This is a genomic window from Arthrobacter sp. E44 (genome assembly GCF_041877125.1).
Taxonomy (GTDB): Bacteria; Actinomycetota; Actinomycetes; order Actinomycetales; family Micrococcaceae; genus Arthrobacter.
Genome location: NZ_JBHDJA010000002.1, coordinates 320,885 through 337,803 on the forward strand (window position 1 = coordinate 320,885; position 16,919 = coordinate 337,803).

Genomic DNA, 16,919 nt, shown 5'->3' on the forward strand with positions numbered 1-16,919 from the left:
GTGGCGAGCGAAGCGAGGCTTGGGGCAGGCGGCGAACGCTACCAGCGCGGGTGGATGGACTCGCGGAAGTAGTGGTCGTAGATCCAGCGGACCCCGTCGTCGAACTCCTTGCCCACGCTGACCGTGGCCGCGGCGGCATTGGCCCGTGCCTGATCCACGTTGCGTGCGCCGGGGATGACGGTAGTGACGCCGTCCTGGGCAGCAATCCAGGCGATGGCCGCCTGCGCCGTTGTAGCACCGGAAGGGACCAGCTGCTCGAACTCCTTCACGGCTTTCAGGCCCAGCTCGTAGTCCACGCCGGAGAAGGTCTCCCCAACGTCGAAGGCATCGCCCTGGCGGTTGTAGTTGCGGTGATCGTTCTCCGCGAAGGTGGTGTCCTTGGTGTACTTGCCGGAGAGCAGACCAGATGCCAGCGGCACGCGGGCGATGATGCCCACCCCTGCAGCCTTGGCGGCGGGCAGCACCTCGTCCAGCGGCTTGAGGCGGAAGGCGTTGAGGATGATCTGGACAGAGGCCGTTCCTTCATGCCGGATGGCTTCGAGGGCCTCGTCCGTCCGTTCCACACTGACGCCATAGTTGCGGATGGCACCTTCCGCCACCAGGGTGTCGAGGGCGTCGTAGACCTCGTTGTTGCTGTAGACCGGGGTGGGCGGGCAGTGCAGCTGGACCAGGTCCAGGGTGTCCATGCCCAGGTTCTTCCGAGAGCGGTCAACCCACTGGCGGAAGTTGGCCAGATTGTAGTTCTCCGGCCGCTGCTCCACCCGCCGGCCCATCTTGGTGGCAACCGTGACGCCGGAGCCCGGGTTGTCCGCCAGGAACTTCCCGATGGCCTGCTCACTCTTGCCGTCACCATAGACGTCCGCGGTGTCGAAGAGGGTAACTCCGGCCTCCACCGAGGCTGCGAGGATGGCCTGCGCCTGTGCCGGATCCACGTTTCCCCAGTCCGCACCGAGCTGCCAGGTACCCAGCCCCACGATGGAGACGTTCCGTCCGGTCTTGCCTAAAATCCGCTGTTCCATCCCCCGACTATATGCAACGATGCAACCCCGGGTCAGATCCGACCCCGGGTTGCATCCGCACCAGCGGAAGTATGACCCCGGCTGGCCTAGGAAGGCACACGCTCCAGCTTGGGCACCAGCCCGGCTTCCTTGAGCCCCAAATAGATCCGGTCGCGAGCGATGGGCAGGGACGCGAAGCGCACTCCGGTGGCATTCCGGAGTGCGTTGGCAAGCGCCGGCGCCACCGGATTGAACGGGCTTTCGCTCATCGATTTCGCCCCCAGCGGCCCCAGCTTGTCGTTGGTATCCGCGAAGTACACCTCGCTGCGAGGCACGTCCGCGAAAGTAGGAATGTGGTACTGCCGGAGGATGTCCGTGGTGACCTTGCCGGCGTCGTCCACTACGACTTCCTCATACAGCGTGGCACCCAAGGCCTGGGCAATCCCACCTTCGATCTGTCCGCGGCATTGCCGCGGGTTGACCACCACCCCCGCGTCGGCGGCCTGCACGCTTTGCAGGATCTTCAGCTCACCGGTGCCGCGGTTCACGGCCACCCGGAAGCCGTGCACGTTGAAGGCGACGGAACGCGGGGTACCGCCCCAGCGTCCCTCCGCGGCGAGTTCGACGCCGGCATCCGCGGCAGCCTGCGCCAGCTCAGCCAGTGCCACGGGAGTTCCGTCAACCACCACGGCATCGCCGTTGAGGACGCACGCGGACGCCTGCGTCTGCCGGATGCCGGCCGCGAAGGCGCGGATCCGGACTGCCAACTCTTCCGCAGCGGCGAGCGTGGCCTTTCCGGCCACCACCGTCCCTGCGGAGCCGAACGCGCCGGTATCGTGCTCCACCAGGTCCGTGTCCGACTGGCGCACCGCCACCCGGGACGCCTCCGTGGACAAGGCCGTGGCCGCCAGCTGCGCGTGCACCGTGGTTGTGCCGTTCCCAAACTCGGCGGTCCCGACGTCGGCCTGGTACGTTCCGTCCGGCAGGAGCCGGAGGCGGGAGTGGGCAAAGTGGCCGCGCGGGGGCACGGTGTCGATCATGGAGAGGGCGGCGCCCTCCCCCACCATCCAGTCCGGGCCAAGGTCGTCCAGGCCTGCATCCCGGTAGCGGGCCTTGCCGCGGTCCAGGGCGTCGCGGACCAGGTCAAGGCACTGGTCCAGTCCGTAGCTGCCGTAGTGGACGTCCTCTTCCGGATCCGGCTGGGTGGACAGCATGTGGTCTCCCTCGCGGACCATGTTCCGGCGGCGGAACTCCAGCGGATCCATGCCGATTCCGGCCGCCAGTTCATCCATGGCGGACTCGATGGCGAAGATCATCTGGCTGAGTCCGTAGCCGCGGAAGGCACCGGCCGGCACCGTGTTGGTGTACACCGAGTGCGCATCCACCTTCTTGTTGGCGCAGTTGTATACGGCCAGTGATTCGCCGCAACCGTGGAACATGACGCCAGGGCCGTGGTTGCCGTAAGCGCCGGTGTTGGTGACGACGTCCAGCTCCAGGGCCGTCAGCCTGCCTTCCCTGCTGGCACCGGCCTTCAGTTTGATCGTGAACGGGTGCCGGGTGGTGGTGGCGGTGAACTGCTCGGTGCGGGTCAGTTCCAGCTGGACCGGCCGCTTCAGTTTCAGGGCTGCGAGCGCCACGAGGTCCTCGGTGAGGACTTCCTGCTTGCCGCCGAACCCGCCGCCCACCCGGCCGGCCACCACGTGCACCTTGTCCTCATCCAGCCCGAACACCCGGCACAGCGTCCGCCGGACCAGGAACGGGACCTGGCTGGACGTGCGAACCTGCAGCCGGCCGTCGGCGTCCACCGAGGCGATGGCCGCGTGCGTCTCCAACGCCACGTGCTGCACCCGCTGGGTCTGGTAGGTCTGCTCGTGGATGAAATCGGCGGCAGCGAAGCCGTCGGCCACGTTTCCCAGCTCCGAGTGCAGCTCCGCCACCACGTTGCGGTCCGGCCGGCCAATTCGGGAGCGGGATGCATCCCTGTCCCCGTGCACCAGCGGTGCGCCCGGAAGCAGCGCGTCCTGCGGCGAAAAGACAGCAGGCAGCTCCTCATACTCCACGCGGAGCGCCCGGACGCCGGCTTCCGCAGCGCCGACGGATTCAGCCACGACGGCGGCAACCCGCTGGCCGCGGAACCTCACCACGTCATCGAGCACCCGGGTGTCATCCGGGTCGTCGGTAAAGAGCTCATGCTGCGCCGTTGAGAACAGCTGCTCCGGAGCGTCCTCGTGGGTGAAGACCGCCACGACGCCGGGAACCTGCAGCGTTGCCTCCTTGTCGATGGAGAGAACGCGGGCGTGGGCGTGCGGCGAGCGCAGGATCTTCAGGTGCAGCAGGGCCTGCTGCTGGTCCGTCGGCAGGTCCAAGGTGTAGCGGGCGGCGCCGGTAACCACTGCCCGGCTGGCCGGTGCGGGAACGTCGTCGCCCAACCGGCCCGGCTCCGGATCCGGCTGGCCTTCCCCCGCGATGCCGGAACCCGGTCCTTCGGGGGCGGGATGGCCGGCGTCCCCACAGACCGCATCGGCAATGGCGCGGTACCCGGTGCACCGGCAGAGGTTGCCCTTGAGGTTCCGGGGCAGGTTGTCCTCTTGTTCGTCGTCGAACGTTGCCGCCGTCATCACCATGCCCGCCGTGCAGAAGCCGCACTGGAACCCCTGGCGCTCCATGAACTGCTGCTGCACGGGGTGCAAGTCACCGTCGCCGCCACCTCCGGCCGCCGCCAGCCCCTCGATGGTGGTCACCGAGCGCCCCTCTGCCCGCACGGCCGGGTAGATGCAGCTGTGGACCGGTGTTCCGTCCACGTGCACGGTGCAGGCGCCGCAGTCGCCGCCGTCGCAGCCTTTCTTCACGCCGGTGTTACCCAGCTCCCGCAGGAAGGTGCGCAGGCACTGCCCGGGGCGCGGCGCCGTGCCGGCAGGGGTGCCGTTGATCTCGATGGCCATGCTTAGGCCCCTTTCGAAAGAGTGGTGCCGGGCCTTGCGGCCCGGGGCGGCCAGAAATCACCGGAAACAACGAGTCCCGGCGTCCCGTGGGGCGCGGCGAGTTCGGCCCGGATTTCTTCGGCAAGCCGGTAGGTCATGTCGCGGCGCCAGGCGGGCATGCCGTGGATGTCGTCGTGATAGAGCTCCGCCGGGATGGCATCGTCCAACGCAGCGGCCAGCCGGTCTGCATCCGGCACCCCGTCGAAACGCAGCTGTACGGGCCGCTTGGTGGCAGCGGTGACGGTGAGCACCAGGGAGGTGCCGCCGTCGAGCCTTCCGATGAGCAGCGCCCCGGACCGGCCCAGGTTGCTCAGCGACAGCCGGCGGAACGCCACCCGTGAGTTAAGGGCCGACGCCGGCAGGTGGATACTGCGGAGCAGCTCGCCGGGTGCCAGGCAGTTCGTGGCATCACCGGTGATGAACTCCGCCACCGGAACCTGCCGGCTGGCGCCGCCCGGGCCGAGGATGGTGGCCGTCCCCTCCATCCCGGCGCACAGCGAGATGATGGGCCCTGCGGGCAGGGAGGTGCAGAGGTTGCCGCCCACGGTGGACATGTTCCAGACCTTGAAGGAGGCCACGAAGGAATCGCAGCACGCCCGGACGAGGTCCAGCGCCGGCCAGCTGCGGTCCGCCACAGCCGGCGACACCGGAAGGTTGTACAGCTCCGCGATGGTGCACGTGGCGGCCAGCTCGATGCCGTCATCGGTGACGGTGACGGGCGTCCAGCCGGCGTCGCCGAGGTCCAGGAGCCGGGTGAGAGGCTGGGGCCCAAAGGCGTAGCTGCCGTAGGAGAACAGGACCGTGCCGCCGGCAAGCCAGGCATCGCCTTCGCGCCATTGCGCGGGGTCGGTGGTGCGGACCACCGCCTCGATGGTGTTCATGTCCATGCGATCTCCTGCTTGGTAAGGTCTGCGGCTGCCGGGGCAGCCGGGTGATGGTGGATGGCCCCGGAAGTTTCCCGCAACGGCATGCCGCTGGCAGCGCGGTTCCGGGCGGCAATCAGTTCCGCAGTCACGGACACCGCCACTTCGGCGGGAGTGACGGCGCCGAGGTCCAGGCCGATGGGTGAATGCAGTTGGGCAATCCGTTCCGGCGGAACGCCTGCGTTGAGGAGCTCATCCACCCGCTGGAGGTGGCTCCGGCGCGAGCCCATGGCGCCCACATAGGCGAGGTCCAGGGCCAGCGCGACCTCCAGCAGCGGAATGTCGAACTTGGGGTCGTGGGTCAGGACTGCGGCCACGGTACGGGGGTCCAGCCTGCCTGCCGCGGCTTCCGCCGCCAGGTACCGGTGCGGCCAGTCCGTCACCACCTGGTCGGCAGCGGCGAACCGGGGCTGCGACGCGAAGGCCGGGCGGGCATCGACCAGGGTCACGTAGTAGCCCAGCAGCTTGGCTGCCGGGACCAGCGCGGCACCGAAATCGTTGGCGCCGAACACCAGCATCCGCGGCGGGGCCAGCCGGGACTCCACCAGGACAGCCAGCTCTTCGCCCGGGCGCCCGTGCCCGCTCCGGTCCGGTGGACATTCCCGGTGCCCTGCCTGGCGGACCAGCCCGGTGCCGCCGCTGCGCACCATCGCTTCCACCTGCAGGGCGGGCTCCCCCTGCAGCAGCGCTGCCAGCTCCGGGTGGGCGGCCAGGCGGAAGGCGGCGGGATCGGAAAGGACGACGGCGGCGCTTCCCGGGCTACCCAGGAGCCGTACCAGCGCTACGGGTTGGTCCGGCCCGAGGGCAGCAAGCTGCAGCAGGGCAGCGCGCAGCGGATCCCTGGCAGCACCGGTCCCGGCGGGCACCGGCTGGATGTGAATGGCCAGTTCTCCCCCGCAGGTGAGTCCGGCGGCGAAGGCGTCGTCGGAACTGAAGCCGAACGTCTCGTGGCGCGGGACGCCGTCGTCCGTTGCCTCCTGGGCGAGCGCCACCACGGCGCCTTCCACACAGCCGCCGGAGAGGCTGCCCAGGACATCGCCGGATTCGGTGACCAGCATGGAGGTCCCCACCGGGCGCGGCACCGATCCGGTGGCGGCCAGGATGGTGGCCACGGCGAACTGTCGGCCTGCCAGCCTGCGCGTCCAGGGGCCAAGTGAAGGGATCAGGTCAAGCATGGCGGCGCTCCTTCTTCCGCGGCGGTGGTGTCCATTGTCGGTCCTGCAAGAGGCCGGGCCAAGGGCTGGCCCGACCCCTTGGGTGGTGGGGCAAGATCAGCCGCCGAGCAGGTGGTTGATCGGCCCGCGGGCGAAGTACACCAGGAACCCCGCGCTCACCACCCACATGAGCGGATGGATCTTCTTCGCCTTGCCGGATGCCGCCCCGATGACGGCCCAGCTCACGAAGCCCACCCCGATGCCGTTGGCGATGGAGTAGCTCAGCGGCATGGTCACGATGGTGAGGAACGCCGGCAGGGCCACGGTGAACTTGGTGAACTTGATCTCGCGGATCTGCGCCATCATCATGGCGCCCACCACCACCAGTGCGGCGGCGGCAACCTCGAGCGGCACCACGCTGGTGAGCGGGGTGAGGAACATCGAGCCCAGGAACAGCGCGCCGGTGACCACCGAAGCCAAACCGGTCCGGGCGCCCTCGCCGATGCCGGCTGCGGAGTCGATGTACACGGTGTTGGAGGAGCCGGAGGTGGCCCCGCCCGCCACGGCACCGAAGCCTTCCACGATGAAGGCCGACTTCAGCCGGGGGAATGTGCCGTCCTTGTGGGCGACGCCGGCGCTTTTGGCCAGGCCGGTCATGGTTCCCATGGCGTCGAAGAAGTTGGTGAACACCAGTGTGAAGACCAGCATGGTGGCTGCGAGTCCGCCGATCCTGGCGAAGGAGCCGAAGAGGTCGAACTGGCCCACCAGGCCCAGGTCCGGCGCCGAAACCAGCTGGCCGGACAGGACGGGGGTGTTCAGGTGCCAGCCGCCGGGGTTGGTAGCGCTGGCGGGGCCGATCTTCATGATGGCTTCCACGACGGCGGCCAGCACGGTGGTGCCCACGATGCCGATGAGCAGGCCGCCCTGGACCTTGCGCGCCACCAGGATGCCCATGGCCAGGAGTCCGACGACGAACACGAGCGTGGGCACTGAGGTGATGGAGCCGCCGTCGCCCAGCTGGACGGGTGGACCGCCGGCGGTGGGCCGGACGAAGCCGGAGTCCACGAAGCCGATGAAGGCGATGAACAGCCCGATGCCGACAGTGATCGCGGCTTTCAGCTCCTTGGGCACCGCCCGGAAGATGGCCGTCCGGGCGCCGGTGACGCCGAACAACACGATAAGGATGCCGTTGATCACCACCAGGCCCATGGCCTCGGGCCACGTGACTTCGTGAATCACCGAGACGGCCAGGAAGGAGTTGATGCCAAGCCCGGCGGCAAGACCGAAGGGCAGGTTGGCGATAAGGCCGAAGAGGATGGTCATGACGCCGGCGGTGAGGCCGGTGACGGCGCCCACCTGGGCGGCGGAGAGCCAACCGCCGGCAACATCGGTGGGGGCGTTGTCAGCGCTGAACCCGCCCAGGATGAGGGGGTTGAGGATGACGATGTACGCCATGGTGAAGAAGGTGACCAGGCCGCCGCGGAACTCGCGGGCAACGGTGGAGCCGCGCCGGGTGATCTGGAAGAAGCGGTCCAGGAAGGATTCCGGTGCCGGCGGTCGGGGTGTTCCGGTTGCCTGCGTGGAAGTGCGCGGCGCCCGCCGGATCGTGCTGGTGCTTGGAGCCGAATGCTCCTCGTGGGAATGGTCCAGGATGGTCATCGAAGCCGCCGGGCCTAGTAGTCGATCCTGGATTCGAGCGTGTTCCAGGTGTTGAACGGCTCCAGCGGCGCCGGGGCCTGGGGATCGCCCAGCTCCAGCTTGGAGACCGGCATCAGGGAATCCCTGTCCTGGTTTTCGAAGTATTCGTAGAACAGGGCGTCGTCAAAACCGACGGATGCGGCGTCATGCCGGTCGGCGGCGTAGACAACGCGGCTTACCCGGGCCCAGAGCGCGGAGGCCAGGCACATGGGGCAGGGCTCGCAGCTGGTGTAGAGGGTTGCGCCGCTGAGGTCGAAGGTGCCCAATTCGCGGCAGGCAGTGCGGATGGCGGTAACTTCGGCGTGCGCGGTGGGATCGTTATCCGCGGTGACACGGTTGACGCCGTCGAACGCCTGCCCGTCCGCCGTGACGATCATGGCGCCGAACGGGCCCCCGCTGTTGAGGACATTGGCCGTTGCCAGCCGGATGGAGCGGGCCAAAAACTGTTCGGCCGTGACGGTGGTACTCATGATGCGACTTCCTTTTGCCGGGAAGCCTGTTGCCGCGCAGGACCAGTAAAACCAGGTGCGAACGGTTACCAGGCTTCAGCATGTGCTGTGAAGGTTAAGTTGCGCCTGGTAGATAGCTTCCCGGGTTCGGGTGCCCGCCTTTGGCAGAATTGAGATTAGCACCCGTTTGTGGGCCACGCCATACTTTTCTGGAAATTCATTTTCGCTATGTGAAATGCATGTTGCCGACTCTTCACGGCTCCTCCCGGCGCCGCGGTCACAAAAAGCCACGTTGACGCACGTCAGCCGATTTCCCTACGCTGAACCCACCCGCCCTGCCTCCAGGCGCGGCACCTGGATCAGCAGACAGGGCCTCACTGAGCTGGACTTACCGCATCCGCCTTCGGCTCAGACAAGGACAGCCATGACCGCTCCCTCCCCTGCACCCGTATCCCGCTTATGGATCCGCAATCCGCTCGCAGCTTTCACCGCCAATGACCTCGACGCAACAGGCGGCCTGGTGGTCAGCGGCGGCGTCATCACCGAGGTCCTGGCCGCGGGCGAGCAGCCGTCCGCGCCCTGCACCGGGACCTTCGACGCAGGCAACCACGTGCTGCTGCCCGGCCTGATCAACACGCACCACCACTTCTACCAAACCCTCACGCGGGCCTGGGGGCCGGTGGCCAACACCCCGCTGTTCCCCTGGCTGCAGAACCTGTACCCCGTGTGGGCCCGGCTCACGCCGAAGGACCTGGAACTGGCAGCAACAGTGGCACTGGCCGAGCTGCTGCTTTCCGGCTGCACCACTGCCGCCGACCACCACTACCTCTTCCCCGCGGGCCTTGAGGATGCCGTGGACATCGAGGTTGAGGCGGTACGGCGGCTCGGCATGCGGGCCACGCTCACCCGTGGCTCCATGACCCTGGGGACGGACGACGGCGGCCTGCCGCCACAGTCCACCGTGCAGCATCCGGAGGTGGTGCTGGCGGACAGCGAGCGCTTGGTGGGCCAGTACCACGAGCGCGGGGTTGACGCGGTGATCCAGATCGCACTGGCCCCCTGCTCACCGTTCTCGGTGACGAAGGAGATCATGGCTGAAAGCGCGGCCCTCGCGGAGCGGCTGGACGTTCGGCTGCACACGCACCTGGCCGAGACCCTGGAGGAGGAGGACTTCTGCCGGGAGATGTTCGGCCTGCGGACCGTGGACTACCTGGACAGCGTTGGCTGGCTGACGGACCGCACCTGGCTGGGGCACGGAATCCACTTCAGCGATGCGGAGATCACCCGCCTCGGTGCAGCGGGGACCGGCGTCGCGCATTGCCCCACCTCCAACATGCGCCTGGCCTCCGGGACTGCCCGGGTCCTGGAACTGGAGGACGCCGGCGTCCCGGTGGGTCTGGGGGTGGACGGTTCGGCGTCGAACGATGCCTCCAACATGATCCTGGAAGCGCGGCAGGCCCTCTACCTCCAGCGGCTGCGCTATGGGGCTGACGTGCCGGTGGAACGGGCGCTGGGCTGGGCCACCCGGGGGTCCGCGGCAGTCCTTGGACGGCGCGGCCTGGGGCAGCTGGCACCTGGCATGCAGGCCGACCTGGCGCTGTTTCGACTTGACGACCTCCGCTTTTCCGGCAGCCATGACCCCGTCGCAGCCCTCCTCCTCTGCGCCGCCGACCGGGCGGACCGGGTGATGGTGGGCGGGCAGTGGCGGGTGGTGGACGGGCAGATCCCCGGGCTGGATGTGGTCGGCCTCATCGCCGGACACGCCGCAGCGGCAAAGAGGCTGGTCAACGGCTGACAGGCGTCCGGCCCGCTGCTAGCGTGGCGCCATGACACCGTCAAAGACGCCACCCGAGGTTCTGGACATCGATGGGATCGAAGTGCGGATCTCCAGCCCGGACAAAGTGGTGTTCCCGGAGCCAGGGCTGACCAAACTGGACCTGGTCCAGTACTACCTGTCGGTGGCGGACGGCGCGCTGAGGGGTGCGGGCGGCAGGCCCATGGTGCTCAAGCGGTTCCCCAAAGGCATCGATGCCGAGCCATTCTTCCAGAAGCGCGTGCCGGAAAACCACCCGCCGTTCATCGACACCACCATGCTGCACTACGCGTCCGGAACATCGGCGGAGGAAGCGGTGATCCGGGATGCCGCCGGTCTGGCATGGGTCATCAACCTCGGCTGCCTGGACCTGAATCCGCATCCGGTCCGCGCGGAGGACCTTGAACACCCGGACGAGCTGCGGGTGGACCTCGACCCCATGCCGGGGGTGGACTGGTCGCAGATCGTGGACGTCGCATACGTGGCGCAGGAGGTGCTGGACGACGCAGGCCTGGTGGGGTGGCCGAAGACGAGCGGTTCGCGCGGGCTGCATATCCTGGTGCGCATTGCTCCCGAGTGGTCCTACAAGGACGTCCGGCTCGCTGCCGAAACCCTGGCGCGGGAGGTGGAGAACCGCGCTCCCGGACTGGCCACCGCACGGTGGTGGAAGGAGGAGCGCGGCGAGAGCGTCTTCGTGGACTTCAACCAAAACGCCAAGGACCGCACCGTGGCCTCCGCCTACTCGGTGAGGCCGTTGCCGGATGCCCGGGTTTCGACGCCGCTGACGTGGGACGAGATGCGCACCGCCAGGCCTGAGCAGTTCAATATGCGCACGGTCCTCGAACGGTACGCGCAGATCGGTGATCCGCATTCCGAAATTGACGGCGCTGCGGGCAGGCTGGATGGGCTCCTGGCCCTTGCCAAGGAGCTGGGCCCCGCCGAAAAGGCCCCCCGGGCGGGGAACGGGTCCGGGCGCCGGCAGTCCACGATGCCGTTGATCGAGGTGGCCCGCACCAAGACCAAGCCAGAGGCCCTCGCGGCCCTCGACGAATGGAAAACCCGGCACGCCGCCGTCGTCAATTCCCTGCAGCCGGCTGATGTCCTGGTCGACGGGATGCGCGGGTCCAGCTCGCTTTGGTACCGGGTGCGGGTGAACCTGCAGCATGTTCCCGAAGACGAACGCCCGGCGCAGGAGAAGCTCATAGCCGACTATGATCCCTGGGCCGGAAAGCAGTGGCCGGGGCGGGAGTAGCCGGAACTCCCTGCTGGTCTTAGCGCCGCCCGAATCCAGGGAGGGCGGAAATCCACCGCGAAAAGCGGCCGGGTTCGTGGACGCGGTCCTCCGGAACGAAGAAGTCCGGGTCCGTACCGCCGCCGAGGGGAAGGTAGAACTCCTGGACTGCTGACGGTGCGGCTGGCTGTGGCGCGACCGGGGTCCTGTCCTGCTGGTACATCGAAGCCTCCTATTTTTCATAGTACGAAAATTTGTTTCTGCTTTATGAAATTCTAGAACTGGGTTGGCCGGGGGGTCAATAGCCCCTGCCGAGGCCCAAGTGCCTAGTCCGGTCACAAACCGAATTTTGCACCTGTGATGTACACCACCGCCATTGCGGGGTACGCTGTTGTGCAACTCGTGGCGCACGTCACGTAACCTGGGAGCAGCAGGCAGGGTCGTAATGAGCTGGCATCAACGGATGCCGGCTCTTTTTTGTTGGGTCGGCTCCATCGGAAACGCGCATGAAACGCGCGCTTAATTTCAGTGATGGAACCTAGGTTCCACTTACCGGAAGTTGGGAAAAGACCATGAGCAGCAAGATCATCCTCGGCGAAAACCAGTACGGCAAGGCAGAAGTCCGCGTCGTCAAGATCACCCGGGACACGAACCGCCACGAGATCGAAGACCTGAACGTCACCTCGCAACTGCGGGGCGACTTCGCCGCGGCCCACCTTGAGGGCGACAACGCCCACGTGGTGGCCACCGACACCCAGAAGAACACCATCTACGCCTTTGCCCGTGAGGGCATCGGGTCACCGGAACAGTTCCTGCTGCGCCTCGGTGAGCACTTCACCTCCAGCTTCGACTGGGTCACCGGCGGACGCTGGGAAGCCGAGTCTTACGCCTGGAACCGGATCCAGGCCCACGGCAGCGAACACGACCACTCCTTCGTCCGCAATGGCCAGGAAGTCCGGACCGCCGTCCTGGTCCGAGACGGTGCCACGAGCCACCTGATCTCCGGACTCAAGGACCTGACCGTCCTCAAGTCCACCCAGTCAGGATTCGTCGGCTACCCCCGGGACCGCTACACCACGCTGCCCGAGACCACCGACCGCATCCTCGCCACGGACGTTTCAGCCCGGTGGCGCTTCAAGACCGGCACCGATTTCAGCACGCTGGACTTCAACAAGAGCTACGACGACGTCAAGGGCCTCCTGCTGGAAGGCTTCACCGAGAAGTACTCCCACGCCCTCCAGCAGACCCTGTTCGACATGGGCACCAAGGTGCTTGAAGCACACAGCGAAATCGATGAGATCAAGTTCTCCATGCCCAACAAGCACCACTTCCTGGTGGACCTCTCACCGTTCGGCCTCGACAACCCCAACGAGGTCTTCTTCGCGGCGGACCGCCCCTACGGCCTGATCGAGGCCACCGTCCAGCGCGACGACGCGGCCCCGGCTCCCACCGCCTGGTCGGGCATCGCGGGCTTCTGCTAAATCCCGGATTCACCATCGACGGGCTCAGCTACCTGGTTGGGCCCGTCGTCACCCCCACAGATTCACCTGTTAGCCAGACACCAGTTAGCCAGACGATGACGTCTGCCATGAACCAAGAAAGTCTGCCATGAACACCAAGAAGAAACTCGCCGCCGCAGCCGCTGCAAAAGGCGCACGGCCGGCCCGCCCCGAGGACCAGCGGCTCCCAATTGGAAGCATGTTTGCCTACGGCTTCCAACACGTCCTGACCATGTACGGCGGCATCGTCGCCCCTCCCCTGATCATCGGCGCAGCCGCAGGGATGAACTCCCAGGACATCGGCCTGCTCATCGCGGCCTGCCTTTTCGTCGGCGGCCTGGCCACCATCCTGCAGACCGTCGGCGTCCCCTTCTTCGGTTCGCAGCTGCCGCTGGTCCAGGGCGTCTCCTTCGCGGGGGTCTCCACCATGGTGGCCATCGTCCACGGCGGCGGGGGAATCCAGGCCGTCTTCGGGTCGGTCATCGCGGCGTCCCTGATCGGTCTGTTGATCACTCCCCTGTTCTCGAAGATCATCCGCTTCTTCCCGCCAGTCGTTACCGGCACGGTGATCACCACCATCGGCCTGACCCTGATGCCGGTTGCCGCGAACTGGGCCATGGGCGGAAACAACAAGGCGCCCAACTACGGCAGCATGGCGAACATCGGGCTCGCCGCCGCCACCATGGGCATCGTCCTGCTCCTGAGCAAGGTGGGCAGCGCCGCCATTTCCCGGCTGTCCATCCTGCTGGCCATGGTCCTGGGCACGGTGATCGCAGTCGTCTTCGGCATGGCCGACTTCTCCAAGGTGGGCCAGGGCGAGATTGTCGCCTTCCCCACCCCCTTCGCCTTCGGACCGCCTACGTTCGAGGCAGCCGCCATCATCTCCATGCTGATCGTCATCCTGGTCACCCTCACCGAGACCTCTGCCGACATCATCGCCGTGGGCGAGATCGTGGGCACCAAGGTGGACTCGAAACGGATCGGCAACGGCCTGCGGGCGGACATGCTTTCCAGCGCAGTCTCCCCGCTCTTCAACTCCTTCACCCAAAGCGCCTTCGCCCAGAACGTGGGGCTGGTGGCCATCACGGGCGTCAAGAGCCGGTTCGTTGTCAGCGCCGGCGGCATCATCCTGGTGGTCCTTGGCCTGCTGCCCGTCCTTGGCCGGGTGGTGGCAGCGGTCCCCACGCCCGTCCTGGGCGGTGCCGGCGTAGTACTCTTCGGCACCGTCGCGGCCAGCGGCATCCGCACCCTGTCCAAGGTCGACTACAAAAACAACATGAACCTGATCGTGGTGGCCGCTTCCATCGGCTTCGGGATGATCCCCATCGCCGCGCCCACCTTCTACGACCAGTTCCCGTCCTGGTTCGGCACCATCTTCCACTCCGGCATAAGCTCCGCGGCCGTCATGGCCATCCTGCTGAACCTGCTGTTCAACCACCTCAAGGCCGGCAACTCTGATAACCAGTCCGTGTTCGTCGCCGGTACCGAACGCCTGGTACGCGCCGAGGACCTGCGCTGCCTGGCCGAGGGTGACCGGTTCGAGAACGGCAAGCTCATCGACTGCGACGGCAAGGAAGTACCGGTCCAGTCATCCGAGAAGGCATCAGAGCACTGAGTGACCAACGCGAGATGGCAGTTCACGGCAGTGTTCCCCAGGAACATTGCCGCGAACTGCCATCTCGCGGGTTAAGGACGACGGCGGGACGCCGCGTCGCTGCCTCAGGTGCGGTTGAGCTCGCGGGAGATGGCCTCGGCGGCCTCCCGCAGGATGGGCACAGCTTTGTCGGCGAAGTCTTCATCCACCCGGGATACCGGCCCGGAAACGGAAATCGCACTGGGCGTGGGGGCGTTGGGTACCGCCATGGCGAAGCAGCGGACGCCGAGTTCCTGTTCCTCCTCGTCGATGGAGTAGCCACGCTCGCGGATGAGCTTGAGGTCGGCCAGGAGTTCCTCCACGTCGCCGATGCTCTTGGCGGTGGGGGTGGGCATGCCGGCGCGGGCAACGATGCCGCGCACGGTGTCGTCGTCGAGCTGGGCCAGGATGGCCTTGCCCACGCCGGTGGCATGGGTATGGGCGCGGCGGCCCACTTCGGTGAACATGCGCATGGAGTGCAGCGATGGCACCTGGGCCACGTAGATCACCATGTCCGAGTCCAGCACGGCCATGTTGGAGGTCTCCCCCAGCCGGTCCACCAGCATCTTCAACTGGGGCTGGGCCAAGGCTCCGAGCTGCTTGTTCGCACCCTCGCCAAGGCGGATGAGCCGGGGGCCCAGCGCGTAGCGCCGGTTGGGCAGCTGGCGGATGTAGCCAAGCGACACCAGGGTGCGGAGCAGGCGGTGGATGGTGGGCAGCGGCAGGTCTGTCGAGGACGACAGCTCGCTGAGGGTGACGTCGCCGCCGGCATCGGTGATGAGCTCGAGCAGTTCGAAGACGCGCTCCACCGACTGCACCCCGCCAGAGGCTTTTTCTGCCATTCCGTTGTCTCCTATGGCTCGGAATCCGACAACTCTTATCCGCATCGTGAAAAGAGTTGCTTAGAACACCCAACATACAGCACGGCAAGCGCCACCGCGACGCGCAGGGACAGTCGCATTCGCAGGGCTTGTATTTCCATAAAGTAGATAATAATATCCATAATACGAAAATATTCGGATTAGAGTAGAAGCCCGACCAGGCCTAACAGGAGGACATTCAATGGCGAACCCCAGCCCCGGAAATTCGATCACCCTGCGCGTGGAAGCGCCTTCAAGCTTCAGCGCCACCAGCGAACTTGCCGCAGCCGTCGGAGCAGCCGGCGCGGCCATCACCGCACTGGACGTCACGGAGTCCCACCACGAAACCCTCGTCGTTGACGTCACCTGCAACACCACCGACGACGACCACGCCGCACGCGTCAAGGACGCCCTCAACGCGCTCGACGGCGTTACGGTCCAGCACGTCTCGGACCGCACCTTCCTGATGCACCTCGGCGGCAAGCTCGAGGTGGTCCCCAAGGTCCCGCTGCGCAACCGCGACGATCTCTCCCGTGCCTACACGCCGGGCGTCGCCCGCGTCTGCCTGGCCATCGCCGAGGACCCTGCCGCTGCCCGCAACCTGACGGTCAAGCGCAACACGGTGGCAGTGGTCACCGACGGCTCCGCGGTGCTGGGCCTGGGCAACATCGGTCCCGCAGCCGCGCTCCCGGTCATGGAAGGCAAAGCCGCACTCTTCAAGCAGTTTGCCAACGTGGACGCCTGGCCGGTCTGCCTGGACACCCAGGACACCGAGGAAATCATCCGCACGGTCAAGCTCCTGGCACCCGTCTTCGGCGGGGTGAACCTGGAGGACATCGCTGCTCCGCGCTGCTTCGAGATCGAGGCCCGCCTGCGCGAGGAACTGGACATCCCGGTCTTCCATGATGACCAGCACGGCACGGCCATCGTGACCCTGGCAGCCCTGGTCAACGCCCTGCGCGTAGTGGACAAGAAGATCGCGGACGTCAAGATCGTGGTGTCCGGCGTCGGCGCCGCCGGTTCTGCCATCATCCAGCTGCTCAAAGCCCAGGGCGCCCGGCACATCGTGGCCGCCGGCCGCTCCGGCGCCATCCACAAGGGCGAGACCTACAACGATCCCCACCGCACCTGGATCGCGGACAACACCAACCAGGAAGGCTTCGCCGGCAGCCTGCACGAGGCCCTGGCGGGTGCCGATGTCTTCATCGGCGTCTCCGCCCCGAACATCCTTGGCGAAGAGCACATTGCATCCATGGCCAAGGACGCCATCGTGTTCGCCATGGCCAACCCCACCCCCGAGGTGGACCCCGCCGTTGCCTCCCGGCACGCCGCCGTCGTGGCCACCGGCCGCAGCGACTTCCCCAACCAGATCAACAATGTCCTTGCCTTCCCCGGCCTCTTCCGCGGGCTCCTTGATGTCGGCGCAAGCGACATCACGCCGGAAATGCTGGTGGCTGCCGCCGAGGCAATCGCAAACCGCGTGAATGATAATGAGCTCAATGCGAGCTACATCATTCCGAGCATTTTCGACCCCCATGTGACCGCCGACGTCGCAGCGGCCGTAGCGGCCGCAGCCCAGGCCTCAAACGTTGCAACGGCCGCCGAATCGGCCGACTCTGCCAAGGAATCAGTGCCGGCACTCGCCTCCGCCTGACCCGCCCGACTTCCCAGCCCAAGGAA

General features: G+C 66.8%; 13 protein-coding genes. 5 read left to right on the plus strand and 8 right to left on the minus strand.

Annotated elements, in window-relative coordinates; translation table 11 throughout:
* Nucleotides 1-38 precede the first annotated feature (38 nt).
* The 6 genes from ACETK3_RS03600 to ACETK3_RS03625 form a co-directional block, all read right to left on the minus strand.
* A complete protein-coding gene (locus tag ACETK3_RS03600) occupies nt 39-1,019 on the minus strand; it encodes an aldo/keto reductase (protein ID WP_236799619.1) in 981 nt (326 codons plus the stop codon).
* An 86-nt stretch (nt 1,020-1,105) separates the two neighbouring features.
* Entirely contained in the window at nt 1,106-3,940 is a 2,835-nt protein-coding gene (locus tag ACETK3_RS03605; protein WP_236799620.1) for a molybdopterin cofactor-binding domain-containing protein, read from the minus strand.
* A 2-nt stretch (nt 3,941-3,942) separates the two neighbouring features.
* Nucleotides 3,943-4,866 carry a xanthine dehydrogenase family protein subunit M gene (locus ACETK3_RS03610; protein WP_236799621.1) on the minus strand — a complete coding sequence of 308 codons (924 nt, stop codon included), beginning with the start codon at nt 4,864-4,866 and terminating at the stop codon, nt 3,943-3,945.
* The gene (locus ACETK3_RS03615) at nt 4,857-6,077 is read right to left on the minus strand and encodes an XdhC family protein (RefSeq protein ID WP_237428943.1); all 1,221 of its coding nucleotides are present in this window, start codon (nt 6,075-6,077) and stop codon (nt 4,857-4,859) included. The genes ACETK3_RS03610 and ACETK3_RS03615 overlap by 10 nt, the downstream gene beginning before the upstream one ends.
* Nucleotides 6,078-6,173: 96 nt before the next feature.
* Nucleotides 6,174-7,715 carry an NCS2 family permease gene (locus tag ACETK3_RS03620; RefSeq protein ID WP_236820476.1) on the minus strand — a complete coding sequence of 514 codons (1,542 nt, stop codon included), beginning with the start codon at nt 7,713-7,715 and terminating at the stop codon, nt 6,174-6,176.
* 14 nt (nt 7,716-7,729) lie between these two features.
* Nucleotides 7,730-8,224 carry a nucleoside deaminase gene (locus ACETK3_RS03625; RefSeq protein WP_236799624.1) on the minus strand — a complete coding sequence of 165 codons (495 nt, stop codon included), beginning with the start codon at nt 8,222-8,224 and terminating at the stop codon, nt 7,730-7,732.
* A gap of 403 nt (nt 8,225-8,627) precedes the next feature.
* On the opposite strand from ACETK3_RS03625, the gene ACETK3_RS03630 reads away from it, so the two are divergent.
* Together ACETK3_RS03630 and ligD are read left to right on the plus strand one after the other, a co-directional pair.
* Nucleotides 8,628-9,998 carry an 8-oxoguanine deaminase gene (locus ACETK3_RS03630; RefSeq protein ID WP_237428944.1) on the plus strand — a complete coding sequence of 457 codons (1,371 nt, stop codon included), beginning with the start codon at nt 8,628-8,630 and terminating at the stop codon, nt 9,996-9,998.
* A 31-nt stretch (nt 9,999-10,029) separates the two neighbouring features.
* On the plus strand, nt 10,030-11,268 hold the full coding sequence (gene ligD / locus ACETK3_RS03635; protein ID WP_237428945.1) for a non-homologous end-joining DNA ligase: 1,239 nt from the start codon (nt 10,030-10,032) through the stop codon (nt 11,266-11,268).
* 19 nt (nt 11,269-11,287) lie between these two features.
* On the opposite strand, the gene ACETK3_RS03640 is transcribed toward ligD, so the two are convergent.
* On the minus strand, nt 11,288-11,470 hold the full coding sequence (locus ACETK3_RS03640; protein ID WP_236799627.1) for a hypothetical protein: 183 nt from the start codon (nt 11,468-11,470) through the stop codon (nt 11,288-11,290).
* A 349-nt stretch (nt 11,471-11,819) separates the two neighbouring features.
* Here ACETK3_RS03640 and pucL point away from each other — a divergent pair, with 349 nt between their 5' ends.
* Together pucL and ACETK3_RS03650 are read left to right on the plus strand one after the other, a co-directional pair.
* Nucleotides 11,820-12,728, plus strand: coding sequence for a factor-independent urate hydroxylase (gene pucL / locus ACETK3_RS03645; RefSeq protein WP_236799628.1), 909 nt, complete (start codon nt 11,820-11,822; stop codon nt 12,726-12,728).
* A gap of 127 nt (nt 12,729-12,855) precedes the next feature.
* Nucleotides 12,856-14,361 carry a nucleobase:cation symporter-2 family protein gene (locus ACETK3_RS03650; RefSeq protein ID WP_237428946.1) on the plus strand — a complete coding sequence of 502 codons (1,506 nt, stop codon included), beginning with the start codon at nt 12,856-12,858 and terminating at the stop codon, nt 14,359-14,361.
* A 104-nt stretch (nt 14,362-14,465) separates the two neighbouring features.
* Here ACETK3_RS03650 and ACETK3_RS03655 read toward each other — a convergent pair whose 3' ends face one another.
* Complete coding sequence (locus ACETK3_RS03655) at nt 14,466-15,221, minus strand: IclR family transcriptional regulator (protein WP_236799630.1); 756 nt, start codon at nt 15,219-15,221, stop codon at nt 14,466-14,468.
* Nucleotides 15,222-15,441: 220 nt separating this feature from the next.
* On the opposite strand from ACETK3_RS03655, the gene ACETK3_RS03660 reads away from it, so the two are divergent.
* Nucleotides 15,442-16,893 (plus strand): NAD-dependent malic enzyme, encoded by a 1,452-nt coding sequence (locus tag ACETK3_RS03660; RefSeq protein WP_236799631.1) that lies wholly within the window; start codon nt 15,442-15,444, stop codon nt 16,891-16,893.
* The last annotated feature ends 26 nt before the right edge of the window (nt 16,894-16,919 follow it).